Annotated in this window: 14 protein-coding genes; 9 read left to right on the top strand and 5 right to left on the bottom strand. The window is 65.4% G+C overall.

All coding sequences use genetic code 11. The features are described from left to right. Positions 1-30: 30 nt before the first annotated feature. Both DSM100685_RS05775 and DSM100685_RS05770 read left to right on the top strand, forming a co-directional pair. On the top strand, positions 31-1398 hold the full coding sequence (locus tag DSM100685_RS05775; protein WP_152350405.1) for an MFS transporter: 1368 nt from the start codon (positions 31-33) through the stop codon (positions 1396-1398). Continuing rightward, the gene (locus DSM100685_RS05770; protein WP_204314349.1) at positions 1398-1976 is read left to right on the top strand and encodes a P-loop nucleotide/nucleoside kinase family protein; all 579 of its coding nucleotides are present in this window, start codon (positions 1398-1400) and stop codon (positions 1974-1976) included. The genes DSM100685_RS05775 and DSM100685_RS05770 overlap by 1 nt, the downstream gene beginning before the upstream one ends. A gap of 131 nt (positions 1977-2107) precedes the next feature. Here DSM100685_RS05770 and DSM100685_RS05765 read toward each other — a convergent pair whose 3' ends face one another. Then, positions 2108-2962: a DeoR/GlpR family DNA-binding transcription regulator gene (locus DSM100685_RS05765; RefSeq protein WP_152350403.1), complete on the bottom strand. Its 855-nt coding sequence runs from the start codon at positions 2960-2962 to the stop codon at positions 2108-2110. A gap of 31 nt (positions 2963-2993) precedes the next feature. Continuing rightward, on the bottom strand, positions 2994-4028 hold the full coding sequence (locus DSM100685_RS05760; protein ID WP_163201069.1) for a LacI family DNA-binding transcriptional regulator: 1035 nt from the start codon (positions 4026-4028) through the stop codon (positions 2994-2996). 277 nt (positions 4029-4305) lie between these two features. Between DSM100685_RS05760 and DSM100685_RS05755 the strand changes: the two genes are divergently transcribed. Both DSM100685_RS05755 and DSM100685_RS05750 read left to right on the top strand, forming a co-directional pair. Continuing rightward, positions 4306-5640, top strand: coding sequence for an ABC transporter substrate-binding protein (locus DSM100685_RS05755; RefSeq protein WP_152350401.1), 1335 nt, complete (start codon positions 4306-4308; stop codon positions 5638-5640). A 119-nt stretch (positions 5641-5759) separates the two neighbouring features. Beyond that, the gene (locus tag DSM100685_RS05750; protein ID WP_152350400.1) at positions 5760-7808 is read left to right on the top strand and encodes an alpha-glucuronidase; all 2049 of its coding nucleotides are present in this window, start codon (positions 5760-5762) and stop codon (positions 7806-7808) included. 97 nt (positions 7809-7905) lie between these two features. Here the strand turns inward: DSM100685_RS05750 and DSM100685_RS11095 are convergent, their stop codons facing one another. Further along, on the bottom strand, positions 7906-8031 hold the full coding sequence (locus tag DSM100685_RS11095; RefSeq protein ID WP_275576232.1) for a hypothetical protein: 126 nt from the start codon (positions 8029-8031) through the stop codon (positions 7906-7908). Positions 8032-8317: 286 nt separating this feature from the next. On the opposite strand from DSM100685_RS11095, the gene DSM100685_RS05745 reads away from it, so the two are divergent. Further along, positions 8318-9553: a glycoside hydrolase family 28 protein gene (locus DSM100685_RS05745; protein WP_204314348.1), complete on the top strand. Its 1236-nt coding sequence runs from the start codon at positions 8318-8320 to the stop codon at positions 9551-9553. Between the two features lie 96 nt (positions 9554-9649). Here the strand turns inward: DSM100685_RS05745 and DSM100685_RS05740 are convergent, their stop codons facing one another. Beyond that, entirely contained in the window at positions 9650-10678 is a 1029-nt protein-coding gene (locus tag DSM100685_RS05740; RefSeq protein ID WP_152350399.1) for a LacI family DNA-binding transcriptional regulator, read from the bottom strand. Between the two features lie 290 nt (positions 10679-10968). Between DSM100685_RS05740 and DSM100685_RS05735 the strand changes: the two genes are divergently transcribed. The 4 genes from DSM100685_RS05735 to DSM100685_RS05720 all read left to right on the top strand — a co-directional run bounded on the left by DSM100685_RS05735 (position 10969) and on the right by DSM100685_RS05720 (position 16052). Then, complete coding sequence (locus DSM100685_RS05735) at positions 10969-12363, top strand: ABC transporter substrate-binding protein (protein ID WP_239512716.1); 1395 nt, start codon at positions 10969-10971, stop codon at positions 12361-12363. Positions 12364-12486: 123 nt separating this feature from the next. After that, entirely contained in the window at positions 12487-13410 is a 924-nt protein-coding gene (locus DSM100685_RS05730) for a carbohydrate ABC transporter permease (RefSeq protein ID WP_152350398.1), read from the top strand. Between the two features lies 1 nt (position 13411). Next, entirely contained in the window at positions 13412-14386 is a 975-nt protein-coding gene (locus DSM100685_RS05725; protein ID WP_152350397.1) for a carbohydrate ABC transporter permease, read from the top strand. A gap of 10 nt (positions 14387-14396) precedes the next feature. After that, positions 14397-16052 (top strand): family 43 glycosylhydrolase, encoded by a 1656-nt coding sequence (locus DSM100685_RS05720; RefSeq protein ID WP_152350396.1) that lies wholly within the window; start codon positions 14397-14399, stop codon positions 16050-16052. On the opposite strand, the gene DSM100685_RS05715 is transcribed toward DSM100685_RS05720, so the two are convergent. Beyond that, positions 16034-17266: an MFS transporter gene (locus tag DSM100685_RS05715; RefSeq protein WP_152350395.1), complete on the bottom strand. Its 1233-nt coding sequence runs from the start codon at positions 17264-17266 to the stop codon at positions 16034-16036. The two genes, DSM100685_RS05720 and DSM100685_RS05715, sit on opposite strands and share 19 nt — an antisense overlap. Positions 17267-17335 lie beyond the last annotated feature (69 nt).

The raw sequence follows: 17335 nt of genomic DNA, 5'->3' as shown, positions 1-17335 counted from the left end.
TCCCATACCCACTACACGATGAGGTGCATCATGAGTGAAACCGTGTCCTCCACCGCGCAGCCGCAGGCGAAGAGCCTGTCGGCCGGCGAGGTCGCCAAGAGCAAGCGCCTGCGCTGGTTCTTCGTCGCCCTGCTGGTCATCGGCGGCGTCGTCAACTATCTCGACCGCAGCAACCTGAGCATCGCGAACACCACCATCGCCCACGAGTTCGGCCTGAGCTCCACGCAGATGGGCCTGATCCTCGCGGCGTTCTCCTGGCCGTACGCCATCGCGAACCTGCCCGCCGGCTACCTGGTGGACAAGCTCGGCCCGAAGCGCGTCTACTCCTGGGCCGCCACGCTGTGGTCCATCGTCTCCCTGCTGTCCGCCACCGCGAGCAGCTACGGCGCCTTCTACGCGTTCCGCGTGCTGCTGGGCGTGACCGAGTCCCCGTTCTTCACCGCCGGCCTCAAGGTGTGCGACAACTGGTTCGACGAGAAGGAGAAGGCCCTGCCCGTCTCCATCGTGAACACCGGTTCGCAGATCGCCAACGCCATCGCCCCGCCGGTCCTGACCATGCTGCTCATCGCCACCGGCTGGCGCGGCATGTTCCTCATCGTGGGCGGCATCGGCCTGCTCGTCACCCTCATCTGGGTGATCTGCTACCGCAACCCCACCATTCAGGAAACCGCCGCCATCAAGGGCGAGGAGTGGGCCAAGCTCGCCGCCGAGATGAACGCCGAGGCCAACAAGGCCGGCGAGAACGGCAAGAAGAAGTCCGGCAACGGCTGGCTGTCCCTGTTCAAGCAGGCCAACACCTACTTCATGATCATCGGCGCCTTCGGCATCTTCTACACCGTGTGGGTCTTCCTCACCTGGCTGCCCACCTACCTGCAGACCGCCCGCGGCTTCGACCTGATGACCTCCGGCTGGCTCGCCGCCCTGCCGTACCTGTGCGGCATCGTGGGCGTCCTCACCGGCGGCTGGCTGTCCGGCAAGCTGCTTGAGGCCGGCCGTTCCACCATCGTGGCCCGCAAGGTCCCGATCGTCGGCGGCGCCTTCCTCGCCGCGATCGCCGTGCTCCCGGTCGGCTACGTGGACAACACCGCGCTGTCCATGGTGCTGCTGTGCATCGGCTACTTCGCCTCCCAGGTCCCGATCGGCTGCATGTGGACCCTCGCGTCCGACGTGGCCGCGCCCGACCAGGTCTCCTCCCTCGGCGCCATCCAGAACTTCGGCGGCTTCATGGGCGCCGCCATGGCCCCGATGCTCACCGGCTACATCCTCGACTCCACCGGTCACAACTTCACCCTCGCCTTCGTGGTGGCCGGCGTGCTGCTGCTCGTGGGCGCCGCGTCCTACCTGTTCTTCGTCAAGGACCGTTCCGCGAAGACCCAGTCCGTGAAGGCGGCCGCGTGATGACCCGGGCGTTCTTCGTGATCGGTCCCGCGGGCTCCGGTAAGTCCCGCGTGGCCAAAGAGCTGGCCAAGCGCGTCGGCGGCCTGTACCTCGACAAGGACGTGGTGTGCAACGGGTTCACCGGCATGCTGCTCGAGTCCCGCGGCTACGACGCCTCCGAGCGCGACGGCAACGACTACTACCGCGATGACCTCATGCCGATGGAGTACCGCACGCTGCTCGGCATCGGCGCGGACAACCTCGCCCTCGGCACGCCGGTCATCTTCGACGCCCCGTTCGGCGCCTACTTCGCGGACGACGCGTTCGTGGAGAACGTCCGCGCGGAATTCAGCTGGCCCGAGGACGCCGAGCCCGTGGTGGTGCATGTGAAGGTGGACGGCGAGACCGTGCGCACCCGCCTGATCGCCCGTGGCCTGAGCCGCGACGCGTGGAAGCTCGAGCACTGGGACGAGTTCTGGGCCAAGGCCTCCGGCGCGACCTGCGCGTGGGTCGGCGCGAAGCACGTGACGGTCGACAACAACGCCGACACGGAGAGCGGCGAATCCGTGGCCGACGAGGTGCTTGCGCAGCTCGGCTGAAGGTATTGACTATTGACTGAGGGGCGGTTGCCCGATCGCATGGATGGCTATGCGGTCGGGCAACCGCCCCTTTTGGCGTATGGGTCCGGTGGGCTCCAACAGCCGGATAGGCTCGATGGCCCGGATCCGCCTCAGTCCAGCGGGGCCAAACGCAGGTCGACGCCCATGTTCTCCTCGATGCGCTGGCGGGCCTCCCGTGTGAGCTCCTCGTCCGTGACGATGCCGTCCAGCTCGTCGAGCCCCACCACGCGGTAGGTCTCGCGCACGCCGTACTTGGTGCTGTCAGCCAGCAGGAACGTCGCGTCCGCGCAGCGCATGGCGGCCTTCTTGAACTCCACCTTGTCCACGCTGGTCGTGGTGACGCCGCAGTCGACGCTCCACGCGCCGGTGCTCATGAAGTACACGTCGGCGTTGATGGTGTTGAGGATCGTGGTGGCCAGCAGTCCCATGGTGGAGTAGCTCTCCGGGTCCACCTCGCCGCCCGTGTGGATGATGTGCACGCCGGGGTAGGCGAACAGGCCCTCGGCGGTGTAGAAGTCATTGGTGATGACCGTGACGTTGCGGCGCTGCCCAAGGTAGGGCGCCAGCGCCTGGCAGGTGGTGCCCGCGTCCGCGATGATGGTCATGTTGTCGTGGATGAGTCCGTCCGCGAGTCTGGCGATGCTCTGCTTGCGCGGCATCTCCAGCTTGGCGCGCTCCTCGCGCTGTCGCGGCGGCGTCTTGACCGGCAGCGAGGCGAGCTGCACGCCGCCCGGCACCGAGATCACCTGACCGGCCTGTTCGAGGGCCGCGATGTCGCGGCGGATGGTCATGTGCGAGACTCCGAACTGCGCCACCAGCGTCTTGATGGTCGCCACCCCGGACGCCCGCAGCTGCTCCAGAATGATCTGCTGGCGCTGCGCCGGGATGAGCTGCGCCGTGCCGTTGCCGGTGCTGCTGGGGTTGCCGGGATTGCTGGGATTTGCGGGGGAAGTCTCTGCTGCCATGGGAGCCATTCTAACCCGGTTTCACACGGATTCACGCTTGTGTGGGTGGCGCGGTGGTGCTTTCGCGGACCACCAGTGAGGTGGGGAAGACTGTCTCGTGCGGCACGGGCTGGCCCTGCTGCATGGCGATGAGCAGTTCGCCGGCCTTGTGAGCGAGCTGCGCGATGGGGTTGCGGATGGTGGTGAGCGCCGGGGCCATCATGGCCGCGGTGGGGATGTCGTCGAAGCCCACGATGGAGAGGTCCTCGGGGATGCGCAGCCCGCATTCGCGGGCCGCTTTGTAGGCGCCGAGGGCTTGCAGATCGTTGCCGGTGAAGATGGCGGTGGGGCGGTTTGGCAGACGCAGCAGCTTGAGCGCCTGCTCGTAGCCGGTTTTCGACGTGAATTCGCCGGGCAGGCACAGGTCTGGGTCGAAGGGGATGCCGGCCTCGTCCAGGGCGAAGCGGTAGCCGTCTTCGCGGGCGCGGGCGCCGGCGGCGATGCGATTGCCGGAGATGCAGGCGATGCGGGTATGGCCGAGGGCGATGAGGTGGCGGGTGGCGGTGACGCCGCCGTTCCAGCTGTCGGAGCGCAGGATCGCGCTGCCGGGCAGGGCGTTTCCGCGAGGGTCGCTGACCGCGTGGGGGATGTGCCGGCGGGCGAGCTTGGCGGCCTGCTCGGCAGTCAGATCGGTGAAGACCAGCAGCACGCCGACCGGATTGCGCTTGATGAGTCCCTCAACCCAGTCGTCGCTGGGGGTGCCCAACGTGTGCAGTTCGGAGATCGACACGTTCATGCCGTGCTCGTTCGCGCATGCCTGCAGGCCGCGCAGCATTTCCATCGACCATAGCTCGTCCAGCTCGCGGAACGCGATTTCGAGATAGCCGGAATGCGGGCGCGCGGTGGCCGGCCTGCGGTATCCGGCGCGTTCCAGTGCCTGTTCGACCTTTTCGCGGGTTTTGTCCGAGACATCCGGGTGTCCGTGGACCACCTTGGACACGGTGGCCGCGGAGACGCCGATCTCTCTGGCCAGTTGGGAGAGCTGCGGTTTGGCCTGCTTTCGGCGCGGTGCTTGCGATGCTGTCATAGCGAACAGCATAGCAGAATTTTCGTAAAATAATAACATCGTGGTGCGAAAGCCGGGAGTTGTGCAGAATGGCCATTTTTCACTGAAAATATCGGTGTGTTGCCATATTGACTTGCATGTTGGCTGGGCGTATACTCAAACCATCTTTTACGAAATAACTAAAAAATTTCGTAAAACAATCTCGGGGGGCCGTGGCGTGGCGGGCCGAACGGGACCACGCGATCGTCGGCGCGCGCGGCGCATATTTCGCGCGGCACATATTCAAAGGAGAACGAAGATGATCAGGACCAATCGCAGGATGCATAAGGCGGCGTTGGCCGCGACCATGGCGACGGCGCTCGCGCTCGCGGGCTGCGGCGCCGGAACGGGCGGCAACGGCGACACGGCCGCCGGCGGCGTGAAGACCTCGGGCGGGGACGTGACCCTGAGCCTCGACTGGTGGGGCTCGAACACCCGCGTCCAGCTCACCGAGGAGGCCATCCAGAACTTCGAAAAGGACCATCCCAACATCCACGTGGAGCTTCAGTACAAGGACTGGAGCGGCTACTGGGACCAGTTGGCCACGCTGATCGCCGGCAACAACGCCCCGGACGTGATGCAGATGGACGCCCAGTACCTCGCCTCCTACGCCTCGCAGGGCGCGCTGTACGATCTGGGCAAGGTGGGCGACTACCTCAAGTTCGACGGCATGAGCTCCTCGATGCGCGACATGGGCAAGTTCAACGGCACGCAGTACGCGGCCCCGATCTCCTCGTCCCAGTACGCCATCCTCGTCAACCACGACGTGCTCGACAAGTACGGCCTCACCCTGCCGGATACCTCCACGTGGACGTGGGACGAATTCAACGACTTCGCCAAGCAGGTGTGGGAGAAGTCCGGCGGCGAGGCGACCGGCATCGAATCGATCGACAGCGAGCTCGGCCTGTCCCTGTGGGCCCGCCAGCACGGCGAGCAGCTGTGGAAGGACGGCAAGATCGCCATCAGCGAGAAGACGCTGTCCGAATTCCTCCAGCTCACCTACGACTGGACGCACAACGGCGTCTCCGGCACCGTCAACCGCTGGATCGAGAACAACAACGTCACCGGCGGCTCCGACGACACCGACTTCGCCAAGAACCGCCAGGCCATGAAGTTCGCCACCGCCACCATGGTCAACAGCTACTCCAAGTCCGCCGGCACCGAGAACATGAGCATCGAGCCGCTGCCTTCGGACACCAAGGACGCCTACACCTACATGCCCGCCGGCATGTACTGGGGCATCTCCTCGACGAGCGAGCATCCGGCCGAGGCGGCCATCCTCATCGACTACCTCATCAACAACGAGGGCGTCGGCGAGATCTTCGGCACCGAACGCGGCATTCCGGCCAACTCCTCCATCCTCAAGAAGCTCACCGCAAGTGCCGACGGCATGAACAAGAAGGTGCTCGAATACGCCGAGGAGTACTCGAAGACCCTTGGCGAGGCCCCGAATATCCCGCCGAACGGCGCTTCGAGCATCCGTACCACGATGATCCGCTATCAGCAGGACGTGGCGCTCGGCAACCAGAGCGCGGACGCCGCCGCCAAGGCGATGATCGCGGAAGTGCAGGCGGCCATCGACGAGGCTAACTGACCCTTCGGTCCCGTTGCATGGCAGTAAACCGTGGCGGATGCGCGCTTGACGCCGATGCGCGTGCATCCGCCGCGGCTTTTCGCTGATTGCGCGATGGGATTGCATTGAAAGGAGACGGTATGAACGTCCAGGACCACATGTGGCTCGATCCGGCCGTGCTCAGGCCGCTGACCCGAACGGACGTGTACGCGCTCGATCTGCGCGGCGGCGAGGACCGCCGTTCGATCAGGCTGCGCGGCGAGATTCTGGAGTTGACCGGCGGGCGGCTGGCGTCCGGCGTGGGCGATGATGGCGGCGTGCGACCCAACGTCGTGCTGGCGGCGGGCGGCTGCGGGCTCGCGGACGACGACGCGTTCCGAATGAGCCGCGCCGACGGCGTATTGCGCATCGAGGGCAACACGTCCCTCGCGCTGCTGTACGGCTTCTACGCCTATCTGCGCGATCTGGTGCTCGGGCGCGTGGTGCGCGAGGGCGACGGTCGCACGGAGTCGCCCTCCCACCCGATGCGCATGATCGACCACTGGGACCAGATCGACGGCACGGTGGAACGCGGCTACGGCGGCGCGTCGATCTTCTTCGGCATCCCCGGCGAAAACGACAACGGGTCCTACGAGCACGAACGGCCGTGGAACCACGCCGACCCGTTCCGCAACGACCTCGGCCGGCTCACGTGGTACGCGCGGCTGCTGGCGTCCGTGGGCGTCAACGGCATCGTGCTCAACAACGTCAACGTGCGCGGCGGCGCGCGGCGGCTCATCGTCGAACCGTATCTGGACAAGGTGGCCGAGCTGGCCGACCTGTTCGACGGCTTCGGCATCGCCGTCTACCTGTCCGTGCACTTCGCGGCGCCGATCAGCGTGGGTGGGCTCTCCAGCGCTGACCCGTGTGATCCGGACGTGCGCGCGTGGTGGATGCACACCGCGAAAGCCATCTACGAGCGAATCCCGCAGTTCGGCGGATTCCTCGTCAAAGCCGATTCCGAGGGCGAACCCGGGCCGCACGAGTACGGGCGCACGCAGGCGGACGGCGCGAACATGCTCGCCGAGGCGCTGCGGCCGTACGGCGGGCGCGTGGTGTGGCGCGCGTTCGTCTACGACTGCCATCTCGACTGGCGTGACCGCACGCGCGACCGGGCCGTGGGCGCGTACGAGACGTTCCAGCCGCTCGACGGCGCCTTTGCGGACAACGTGTGCCTGCAGATCAAGTTCGGGCCGGTCGACTTCCAGACGTGCGAGCCGGCCAATCCGCTGCTGCACTCGCTGCGCGCGACGAACATCGTGGTCGAATTCCAGATCGCCGCCGAATACTTGGGCCATCAGATCGACGTGAACTTCGCTCCTGCGCAGTGGATAGACGTGATGGGGCAGCCGGTGGACGGCGGCTCCGATGGTGTGCCGCTGTCCCGGTCGTTGCGCGCACGGGCGCTGGACCCGGCAAACGTGGGCTATGCGGGCGTGGCCAACGTGGGCATGGGCGCGCACTGGACCGGCGGCGTGTTCGCGCAGGCCAGCCTGTACGGGTTCGGGCGCATGTGCTGGGACGCCGGTCTTTCGGCGGAGCACATCGCCGACGAATGGGCCGCGCTCACGTTCCCCGGCGCGGGGAGGAATGCGCAGGGCAAGATCGCCGCGATCCTCAAGAGCTCCAACCGCACGTACCGCGACTACACCGCACCGCTGGGCGTGGGCTGGATGTTCGCGCGCGAGGACCATTACGGGCCGTCGGTCTGCGCGTTCGAATACGACCGGTGGGGCGGCGTGAACCGGGCCGACCGAGACGGCGTGGGCGTCGACCGCACGTCCACGGGCAGCGGCCTGACCGAACAGTACCCGTCCGCGCTGCGCGACCTGTACGCGGATCCCGCGCGATGCCCGGACGAGCTGCTGCTGTTCTTCCACTGGGTGCCGTACGGCCATGTGCTGCACGGCGGCAAGACCGTGGTCCAGCACATCTACGACACGCACTTCGCCGGCGTGGAGCGCGTGCGTGAATACGTGGCCGCGTGGGATGGGCTGCGGGGCGTGATCGACGGGCCGCGGTTCGAGAATGTGGCCGAGCGGCTGCGCATGCAGCTGGACAACGCCGTTGCATGGAGGGATCAGATCAACACGTTCTTCCACCGCATGAGCGGCGTCCCGGACGAACGCGGGCGGGAAATCTACCCGTGAGCAACAAAAACCCGGCGCCATCGCATTGAACGATGACGTCGGGTTTATGCGGTTTATACGATTGCGCGTTGTGTGGTCGCGCTTGCCGTGCCGCGGACTACTTGCGCACGATGCGCTTGATCAGACGGACGATGCCGCGGGCCAGATCGGGGTGCGCGAGATGCTCGTTGGCGGCGACGGTCATGGAGCGGGCCAGAGCCAGATCCCTGTCGTTGTAGATCATCGGAAATGCTTCCTTCTTCATCTTCCTGTGCGCCGCCGGCTTCTGTCCTCGGCCGGCCCGGCGCGTTACCGCGTGCCATGATAGAAAGCCGCCGCGGGACATGGCATGTCACATTCGTTGCATCTTTGGCAGATTCGTTGAGGGCGGTGGCGACGTGCGACGCCTGATTTTCAGTATGGTGTAAATCGTGGCCGAAAATGCCCGCGATGCAGGGTGTACTTGACATTGTGCGCGGCCGTGCCCCTGCAGGTTCCTTCGTTCAGGAAGGCGCGAGGATAATGAATGCATGACCATGGAAATCCGGATTTTTGAGGCCTTCAACGGCGAGGCGCCGGACGCCCGCGCGTTTGCCGGGCGTCTCCAGCGGGCGATCGACGAGTGCGCGGCGAGCGGCGGAGGCAGGGTCGTGCTCGACCGGCCCGGCGTGCATGTGTGCGACGGCATCGAGCTCAAGGACGGCGTGGAACTGGTGCTGGAGGACGGCGTCACGCTCAAGGCGAGCGGCGACGAGACGACCTACCGGCACCGGCCCGGCCCGTTCGAGCTCAACGCCAATAACACCCCGATCTGCGCGTTCATCTACGCCAAGGACCGCCGCAACGTGGCCATCACCGGCGCCGGCGCGATCGACGGGAACTACGAGCGGTTCATCCTGCCCGACCAGGGTGATGAGCCGCACCTCAAGTTCTACGCGTATCCACGCCCGATGACCGTGTATCTGGAGCACTGCGAGGGTAGCCGTCTGCACGGCGTCACGCTGTGCAACGCGCCGTTCTGGACCGTGCATCTGGTCGGCTGCGTGGACACCGCGATCCGCGAGGTGACCATCCGCAACGAGATGCGCATGCCGAACACCGACGGCATCGACGTGGACCGCTGCAGGAACACGGTCATCGAACGCTGCATCATCCTGACCGGCGACGACGGCATCTGCCCCAAGTGCACCGAGGAGACCGCGCGATACGGCGACTGCTGCAACCTGTGGGTGCGCGACTGCCACATCGAGTCGCAGAGCTCGGCCATCAAGTTCGGCAGCAGCAGCTTCGGAAACTTCGAGAACTGCTCGTTCGAGGGCATCACGATCCGCAACTCCAACCGCGCGCTGGCGTTCCAGCTGCGCGACCGCGGCAGCGCCCGCAACATCGCGTTCCGCGACGTGACGATCACCACTAGGACGTTCAGCAAGGAATGGTGGGGGTCGGCCGAGGCGCTATACCTCACGCTGCTGCCGCGCGACGAGCATACGGACCTGAACGGCTGCGTGATCGAAAACGTGACGTTCGAGCGCATCAGTGGCGACTGCGGCTACGGCCTGTTCGCTTGCGCCGAGGATCCGCGCGCCATCCGCAACGTCGTGCTGCGCGACGTGAGCCTCAGGGCCGCCAATCCGTTCGGCTCCGCGGCCGAATTCGACGTGCGCCCGTGGAAGGGCGGCGACCGCAAGGTCGTGTGCGACGGCGACGACCTGATGCTCAACGGCGCCTCCGTGACGTGCGAGAACGTGCGGATCGAAGCCGCGTAGCGGGATGAGGGAGCCTAAAAGGACAAATTGCCAAAATCCGAACGATTCAGTGACGATAATCCGAGTCGCGCGGGGCTCCGGCGTCTCCCGCTCCTCCTATTCCTTCGGCGGGCAGGTGCTTTCGCGCACGACCAGCGAAGTGGGCAGGATCACACGGTCGCTGACCGGCCGGCCGTGGTGCGCGTCGAGGATCATGCGCGTGGCGGCGGAGGCCATCTCGTTGAGCGGCTGGTGGATTGTGGTCAGTGCCGGGCCCATGTAGGCGGCGGTCTGGATGTCGTCGAAGCCCACGACGGACAGGTCCTCGGGAATGGTGAGGCCGAGCTCCTTGGCCGCGCGGTACACGCCCATGGCGATGAAGTCGCTCTGCGCGAAGATCGCGGTGGGGCGTCGCGGCGAAGACAGCAGCTCGGTGGCGAGGCGCTCGCCGTCCTCGACCTGGAAGCGGCCGTGGCGCACGAGCTGGGGGTCCGCCTCGATGCCGGCCTCGCGCAGGGCCGCGCGGTATCCGTCGAGTCGGGCCGCGCTGCACATGGCGTTCTCCGGGCCGGTGATGGTGGCGATGCGCCGGTGGCCGAGTTCGATCAGATGCCTCGTGGCGAACAGGCCACCCGACCAGTTGTCCGCCTGCACGGACATGGTGCCGGTCGTCGGGTTGCCCCACGGGTCGATGAACGCGCAGGGGATCTGGCGCGAGGCCAGCCGCTTGGCCAGCGACATGGACGGTTTGGAGAAGACGACGATCACGCCGAGCGGCCGGCGCACCACCACCTCCTCCACCCACGGCCCCACCGCCGTCTCGCTTTCGCCGAGCATGGAGAGCACCAGCCGTATGCCGTCGGGCTGGGTATGCTCGGACGCGCCCTGCAGCAGGTCGATCGTCCAGGAGTTGTCGAGATGCTGGAAGGCGATCTCGATGAGCTTCGACGTGGGCTTGGTGCTGCCGAGCGTCTTGAAGTAGCCGAGGCGCTCCATGGCCTGTTCGACGCGCTCGCGGGTGGACGCGGCCACGTCAGCTTTGCCGTTGACCACCTTGGAGACGGTGGTGATGGAGACGCCGGCCGCGGTGGCGATGTCGTTGAGCGTGGTTCTTCCTCGGTGGTTCGGTGCGATGTCTTCCTGCATGTGCAACACCTCTTTGTGTTTTCGAAAACTTACGAAAAGCTTATACAGCCAGCATAGTACGAAAGCTTTCGTTTTTCGCAAAAAAGTATGAGATTGGATGATTGTGTGCGGTTTTGTCGCATTTCGTCGAATCGTATCAAATCGTTGGAATTAAGCCGATTTGTGGTGTTGAAACGGCATTTTTCCGGCAAAGTGGATGCTTTGACGTGCCAATAGTTCGGTCGTTATACTTTTCGGTAAGCGGTATGGAAATACCGCAAAATCAATGGAGATTATTGAAAGGTTCGACAATGAAGTTCAAGGGAATGTGCGTGAAGGCAATGGCCGCGGTGGCCAGCCTCGCCATGATGACCGGCATCGCGGCCTGCGGCGGCGGCAACGACAACGGCGGTACGTCCGCCCCGGCGTCCAGCGGCATCACCATGGCCGACGTCAAGGCCGCGCTGGAGTCCGACAAGGACATCACGCTCAACTACTGGACGTGGCGCACCGACATCGAGCAGGACAGCATCGACGCGTTCCAGGCCAAGTACCCGCACATCAAGATCAACGTGACCGCCACCGGCGCCGCGTCCGACCACTACACCAAGTTCCAGAACGTGGTGAAGTCCGGCAAGGACATCCCCGACGTGGTCCAGCTGGAGTACGACTACCTGCCGCAGTACGCGGTGACCGGCTCGCTGCTCAACTTCTCCGACCCGACCATCGAATCCGAGATGGGCGCCCTGTACAACTCCGCCGCATGGGAGAACAGCCACGTGGCCGGCGGCCTGTACGGCACCCCGTTCGACCAGGGCCCCGAGATCATGTTCGTGCGCCATGACGTGCTCGACAAGTACGGCATCGAGATCCCCAAGACGTGGGAGGAGTTCGAGCAGGCCGGCATCAAGCTGCACCAGGCCGACCCGACCAAGTACATGAGCTTCATCGACACCACCGACGTGCGCTACATGGCCCAGATCATCCGCTCCTCCGGCGCGATCCCGTGGACCGTCGAGGGCGTGCAGAACGTCGAGCTGTCCATGACCGACAGCAAGGTCAAGGAGGCCGTCGACTTCATCCAGCGCCTCATCGACGAGGACGTGCTCGAGCCGGTCGCCAACAAGTCCGACGAGTACAACCGCGGCTTCGCCGAGGGCCGCTGGGCCGTCCAGTTCGACGGCTGCTGGAAGGGCACCTCCTTCAAGTCCCAGCAGCCGCAGCTCGCCGGCGTGATGGAGCCCGCGCTCACCCCGGCGTGGGGCAACAGCACCAGCGACTGGAAGACCGGCGAGGTCGGCGGCTCCATGATCGCCGTCACCTCCGCCACCGCCAAGGAGAAGCAGGCCGCCGCCATCGCGTTCGTCAACTGGCTGTGCTCCGACGAGGCGTCCCTGAAGATCGTCGAGGACATGGGCTCCGTGTTCCTGGCCGCCAAGAGCTTCCAGGAGGATCCGGCCCAGGCCGAGGTCGTCAACGACTACTTCGGCATGCCGGCCAACAAGGTCTACTTCGACGCCGCCTCCAAGCTGTCCTCCGGCTGGAGCGTCCTGCCCTTCAACTCCCAGTACGCCACCACGTACAAGGACATCATCGTCCCCGAGCTCAAGAAGGGCGGCGACCTCAACGCCGCGTTCGCCAAGTGGCAGGATTCGCTGAAGACCTACGCCGAGGGCCAGGGCTTCACCATCACCACCAAGGGCTGATCGGCCGCGCATTCACCCGCACGAATCGTCCGTGACCGCAAGCGACGGCGGGGAGGCCGTTCCTCCTTCCCTTTCCCGCCTCCCCGCCCGTCGCCTTTCCGATCGTCATCTAAGGAGCACATTATGACCGCCGTATCGGCGCATGCCGGCATCGGGGCTCCGGCCGCCAAGCCCCGCAAGGAGAAGATGCAGCACATCGGCATGCTGTGGTGCCTGCCGTACGTGATCGTCTTCCTGGGCGGCACCATCATCCCCATGGTCTACGCCTTCTATCTGGGCCTGTACAAGCAGCGGATGATCGGAGGCGAGACCTTCGCCGGACTGTCCAACTACATCCGCGCGCTCAAGGACCCGCTGCTGTGGAACGGCTTCGGCCGCGTGCTGCTGTACGGCGTGATCCAGGTGCCGCTCATGACGGCCCTGTCGCTGCTGGCCGCGCTCATGCTCGACTCCCAGCGCATCAAGCACGTCGCCATCCCGCGCATCCTGCTGTTCCTGCCCTACGCGGTGCCGAACGTGATCGCCGCCCTCATGTGGAGCTACATCTACGGCACCGACTACGGCCTGTTCGGCCAGTTCTTCGCCCTGTTCGGCGCCGAGTCGCCGGACATGATGAGCGCGGACCTCATGGTCTTCGCCTTCGTGAACATCTCCACCTGGGTGTCCATGGGCTACAACACCCTCATCTACTATTCGTCGCTGCGCGCGCTGCCGGAGGAGCTGTACGAATCCGCCCGCATGGACGGCGCCACCGAGTTCCGCATCGCCTGGAGCGTGAAGATCCCGCAGATCCGCTCCTCGGTCGTCATGACGCTGCTGTTCAACATCATCTACGCGCTGCAGCTGTTCAACACCCCGAGCATGATGCAGACCATCGCCCCCGAGGTGGTCACCAGCTACTACACCCCGAACCTGTACACCTACAGCCTCGCGTTCCAGGGCCAGGACGTGAACTACGCGGCCGCCGTCTCGCTCGTGGTCGGCCTGTTCACCATGGTCATCGTCACTGTCGTCAAGACGCTGGGCAACAAGTGGGAGGAGAAGTAAGATGTCGTCCGCAAACCGTTCCGCCTCGCTCAGGCGCCGCGACGCCAAGCTCGCCGCCAAGGACCACAAGCTGCGCGAACGCAAGAAGGCCGCCATGCAGTCCGGCATCCCGGTCGAGCTCACGCCCACGCAGAAGGTCATGAACGTCCTGATCCACGTGGTCATGCTGCTCATGGTGGTCTACTGCCTCATCCCGCTGGTCTGGCTCATGTTCTCCTCCACCAAGACCAACGAGGACCTGTACACCTCCAACGGCATGTGGTTCGGCAAGAACATGGCGTTCTGGCAGAACATCGTGGATACGTTCACCTTCGAGGGCGGCATCTACCCGCGCTGGCTGCTCAACACGCTCGTCTACGCCGTGGTCGCCGGCCTCGGGGCCACGCTGTTCGCCACCTTCGCCGGCTACGCGATCGCCACCATGCGCTTCCACGGGCGCAAGGCGCTGCTGTGGATCACGCTCATCTTCATGTCCATCCCGGCCACCGTCATCACCGTGCCGCTGTTCCTGCTCTACTCGAAGATCGGCCTGACCGGCACGCCGTGGGCCGTGATCCTGCCGCAGCTGAGCAACCCGTTCGGCCTGTACCTCATGATCATCTACGCGCAGACCTCCATCCCGATCTCCCTCGTGGAGGCCGCGCGCATCGACGGCGCCAACACGTGGACCATCTTCTGGAAGATCGCCTTCCCGCTGCTGTCCCCGGGCTTCGTGACCACCCTGCTGTTCGCGCTCGTGGGCGTGTGGAACAACTACTTCCTGCCGCTGATCATGCTCAACGACGTGCGCGACTACCCGCTCACCGTGGGCCTCAACGTGTGGATGAAGATGGCCGGCGACGCCAGCTACCACGTGGTGCCGAACAACATGATCCTCACCGGCTCGCTGGTGGCGATCGTGCCGCTCATCATCGCGTTCCTGTTCCTCCAGAAGTACTGGCAGTCCGGCCTCGCCGCCGGCGCCGTCAAGCAGTGAGGTGCCCGCGATGCTCATCCACAACCCGGTGCTCCCCGGCTTCAACCCGGACCCGGTGATCTTCCGCGACGGCGAACGCTACCGCATCATCGTCTCCACGTTCGAATGGCTGCCCGGCCTGCGCGTCTACTCGTCGGACGATCTGGCCCACTGGAGCTACGAGACCGCCGTGCTCGACGGCCCGGCCGCTCCCGAACTGCGCGGCAACCCCGCCGCCTGCTCCATCTGGGGACCCTTCGCCGTGTGGCGGAACGGCACGTACTACGTGGCCTACACCAACGTGCGATCCACCCGCGTGCCGTACAAGGACTGCGACAACTACGTCGTCACCGCGACCTCCCTGAACGGCCCGTGGAGCGAGCCGGTCTACGTCAACAGCTCCGGATTCGACCCGTCGCTGTTCTTCGACGACGACGGCCGCGCCTACTTTCTCAACGCGATCTGGGACTACCGGATGGACACGCGCAACAAGTCGGCCGGCGTGGTGATGCAGGAGATCGACCCGCGCACGCTGGAGCTGATCGGCGAGGCGCGGGTGATCTTCCCCGGCACCGCCGCGCGCAAGACCGAGGCGCCGCAGATCTACAAGCACGACGGCTGGTACTACCTGCTCACCGCGGAAGGCGGCACGGAATCCGGGCATCAGGAGACCGTGGCGCGCAGCCGCAGCGTGTGGGGGCCGTACGAGGCCGATCCGGAAACGCCGCTCATCACCGCCGCCGACGACCCGACGCTGCCGCTGCAGTGCGCCGGCCACGCGTCGCTGGTCGAAACCCCCGGCGGCGACTGGTACCTGGCCTACCTGTGCAGCAGGCCGTTCGAGAACAACGACGGGTTCTCGATCCTGGGACGCGAAACCGCCATCCAGCGGGTGCGGTGGACCGACGACGGCTGGCTGCGTCTGGCGGACGGCGGGCACCACCCGCAGGAGGTCGTGGAGGTGCCGGACGCCGGCGTCCGAACGGATTGCGCGGATTGCGTGGACCGCGCGGATTCGGGCGGGACGTCGCCGATCGTTCCGTCGCCGTCGCTGAACGTGGGCAATCCGGTCGTGGGCCTGAGCGATCCCGGGTTCGACGACCCGCTGACCGGCCCGTCGCTGAACCCCAACCATTGGAACACGCTGCGGCAGCTGCCGGATGGCGAATGGCTGGAGTTCGCGGGTGCGGGCCTGACCATCCGCGGCGGCCAGTCGCCCCAGTCGTTCTTCGACCAGCACATCGTGGGCACGCGCCAGACCGCGCTCGCTTGCACGGCTTCGGTCACGATGGACTACGTACCCGACCGGTCGGCCGTGGGCTACCTCAAGCTCGCCGGCCTGACCCTGTACCTCAACGACGCCAACTACGTGCTGTTCATGGTCACCGCCGGCGACGACGGCCCGGTGGCGGTGCTCCAGCAGTCGGTCCGCGGCGAATTCTCGCAGGTTGAGGTCATGCCGGTCTCCGACGGCGGCGGCTATGACCTGTCGGTCCGCCTCAACGGCAACAGCGCATGGTTCACGGTCGGCGACGGCACCGGCGAAACCCGGTTCGCCCCGCTCGACGTCACGTTCCTGTCCGGCGGCTACACCGGCAACTTCATCGGCCTCGACGTGATCGACATGGACCGCCGCAACGCCTCCGCAGCCACCTTCCGCGACTTCCGCTACCGCGTGCTGGGGTAGGTGGCTTTCGCGGGTTCCGCGGCCTCCGTCATCGCGCTGCGTGTTCTGAGGAACACCAGCAGCGTGATGACGGAAGCCGCGCATATGAGGGCGTATCCGGACGCCACGGAGACGACGTCCATCATGACGCCGGCGACTTGGGAGAGCAGCGTCTGCAGAATCAGGCTGATGGCGTTCATGAGCGACAGCGTCCGCCCGAAATAGGCGGAGGGTATGAGGCCCATCAAACGCGAATACAGCGTGATGCGAATCACCGCGTCGGCGTAGCCGGAAATGAAGGTGAGCACGCCCGTCACCGGCAGGGACTGCCACAGGAACAGCGCCAGCCCGAAGACGATCAATGCGGCGATGCTGGCAATCAGCATGCGCTCCGCGGCGATTCTGCGCCCGATGAGGTTCACGGTCAGCCCGGCCAGGCACGCGCCGACGCCCCACAGGCTCTGTATGGCCCCGAACGCGATTGAATCGGCGTGCAACCCGGTTTGCACGAACCCCGGCAGCAGCGTTTGGTTGACGTTGCCGATGACGAACGGGGTGTAGAGCACGATGCACAGTCCGGTGATGACCATGTTGTGCCACAGGTAGGCGATGCCGCCGCGCATGCCCGCCACAATGCCCTCGTTCCGTGCCGGAACGGCCTGAGCGCCGCCTTTCAGCAATGCGACCAGCATGATCGTGGAGAGAATGCCCGCAAGGAACATGACCGCGCTCACGACCATGATGAGAATGAATCCCCAATAGCGGTACAGCAGGCCCGCAACCGCCCCCGATGCGAACAATCCGATCTGCATGGACACTTCCGCCGCCGAATTCACCCGCGTTACATTGCGCCTGTTGGTGATGGCCTGTATCAGCGCCTTGGAGGACGGGTAATACAGGTTCCACCCGATGCCGTTGTTCAGTACCAGCAGGACCATGAACTCGATGCGGAATCCGAAAGCGATCAGCAACAGCAGCGGGATGACCACGAGGATAGTGCGGATGATGTGCGACGCCAGCGCGACATTCTGCGCCCGGTATCGATCCACCAGCATGCCGCCGAACAGCGAGACGACCAACCCGCTGACCGTGTTCGCGGCGGACACCAGCGCCACCAGCGTGTTGCTGCCGGTCATGTCCAGAACATACCAGTTGGTTGACGTGAGCAGCACTCCCGCGCCGAATTGGGTGATGAAGTCGGAGAACAGGAACAGGGGAATGACTGGGGTTCGCATATTGCACCTTCGATTGCGGGCATGAAAAATCCGGCACAGACCCGTGCGTCAGGCATATGCCGGATTATC

This window comes from Bifidobacterium avesanii (assembly GCF_009299475.1).
Taxonomy (GTDB): domain Bacteria; phylum Actinomycetota; class Actinomycetes; order Actinomycetales; family Bifidobacteriaceae; genus Bifidobacterium; species Bifidobacterium avesanii.
The sequence above is the reverse complement of the archived record's forward strand: the minus strand, read 5'-3'. Positions and strand labels throughout refer to the sequence as shown.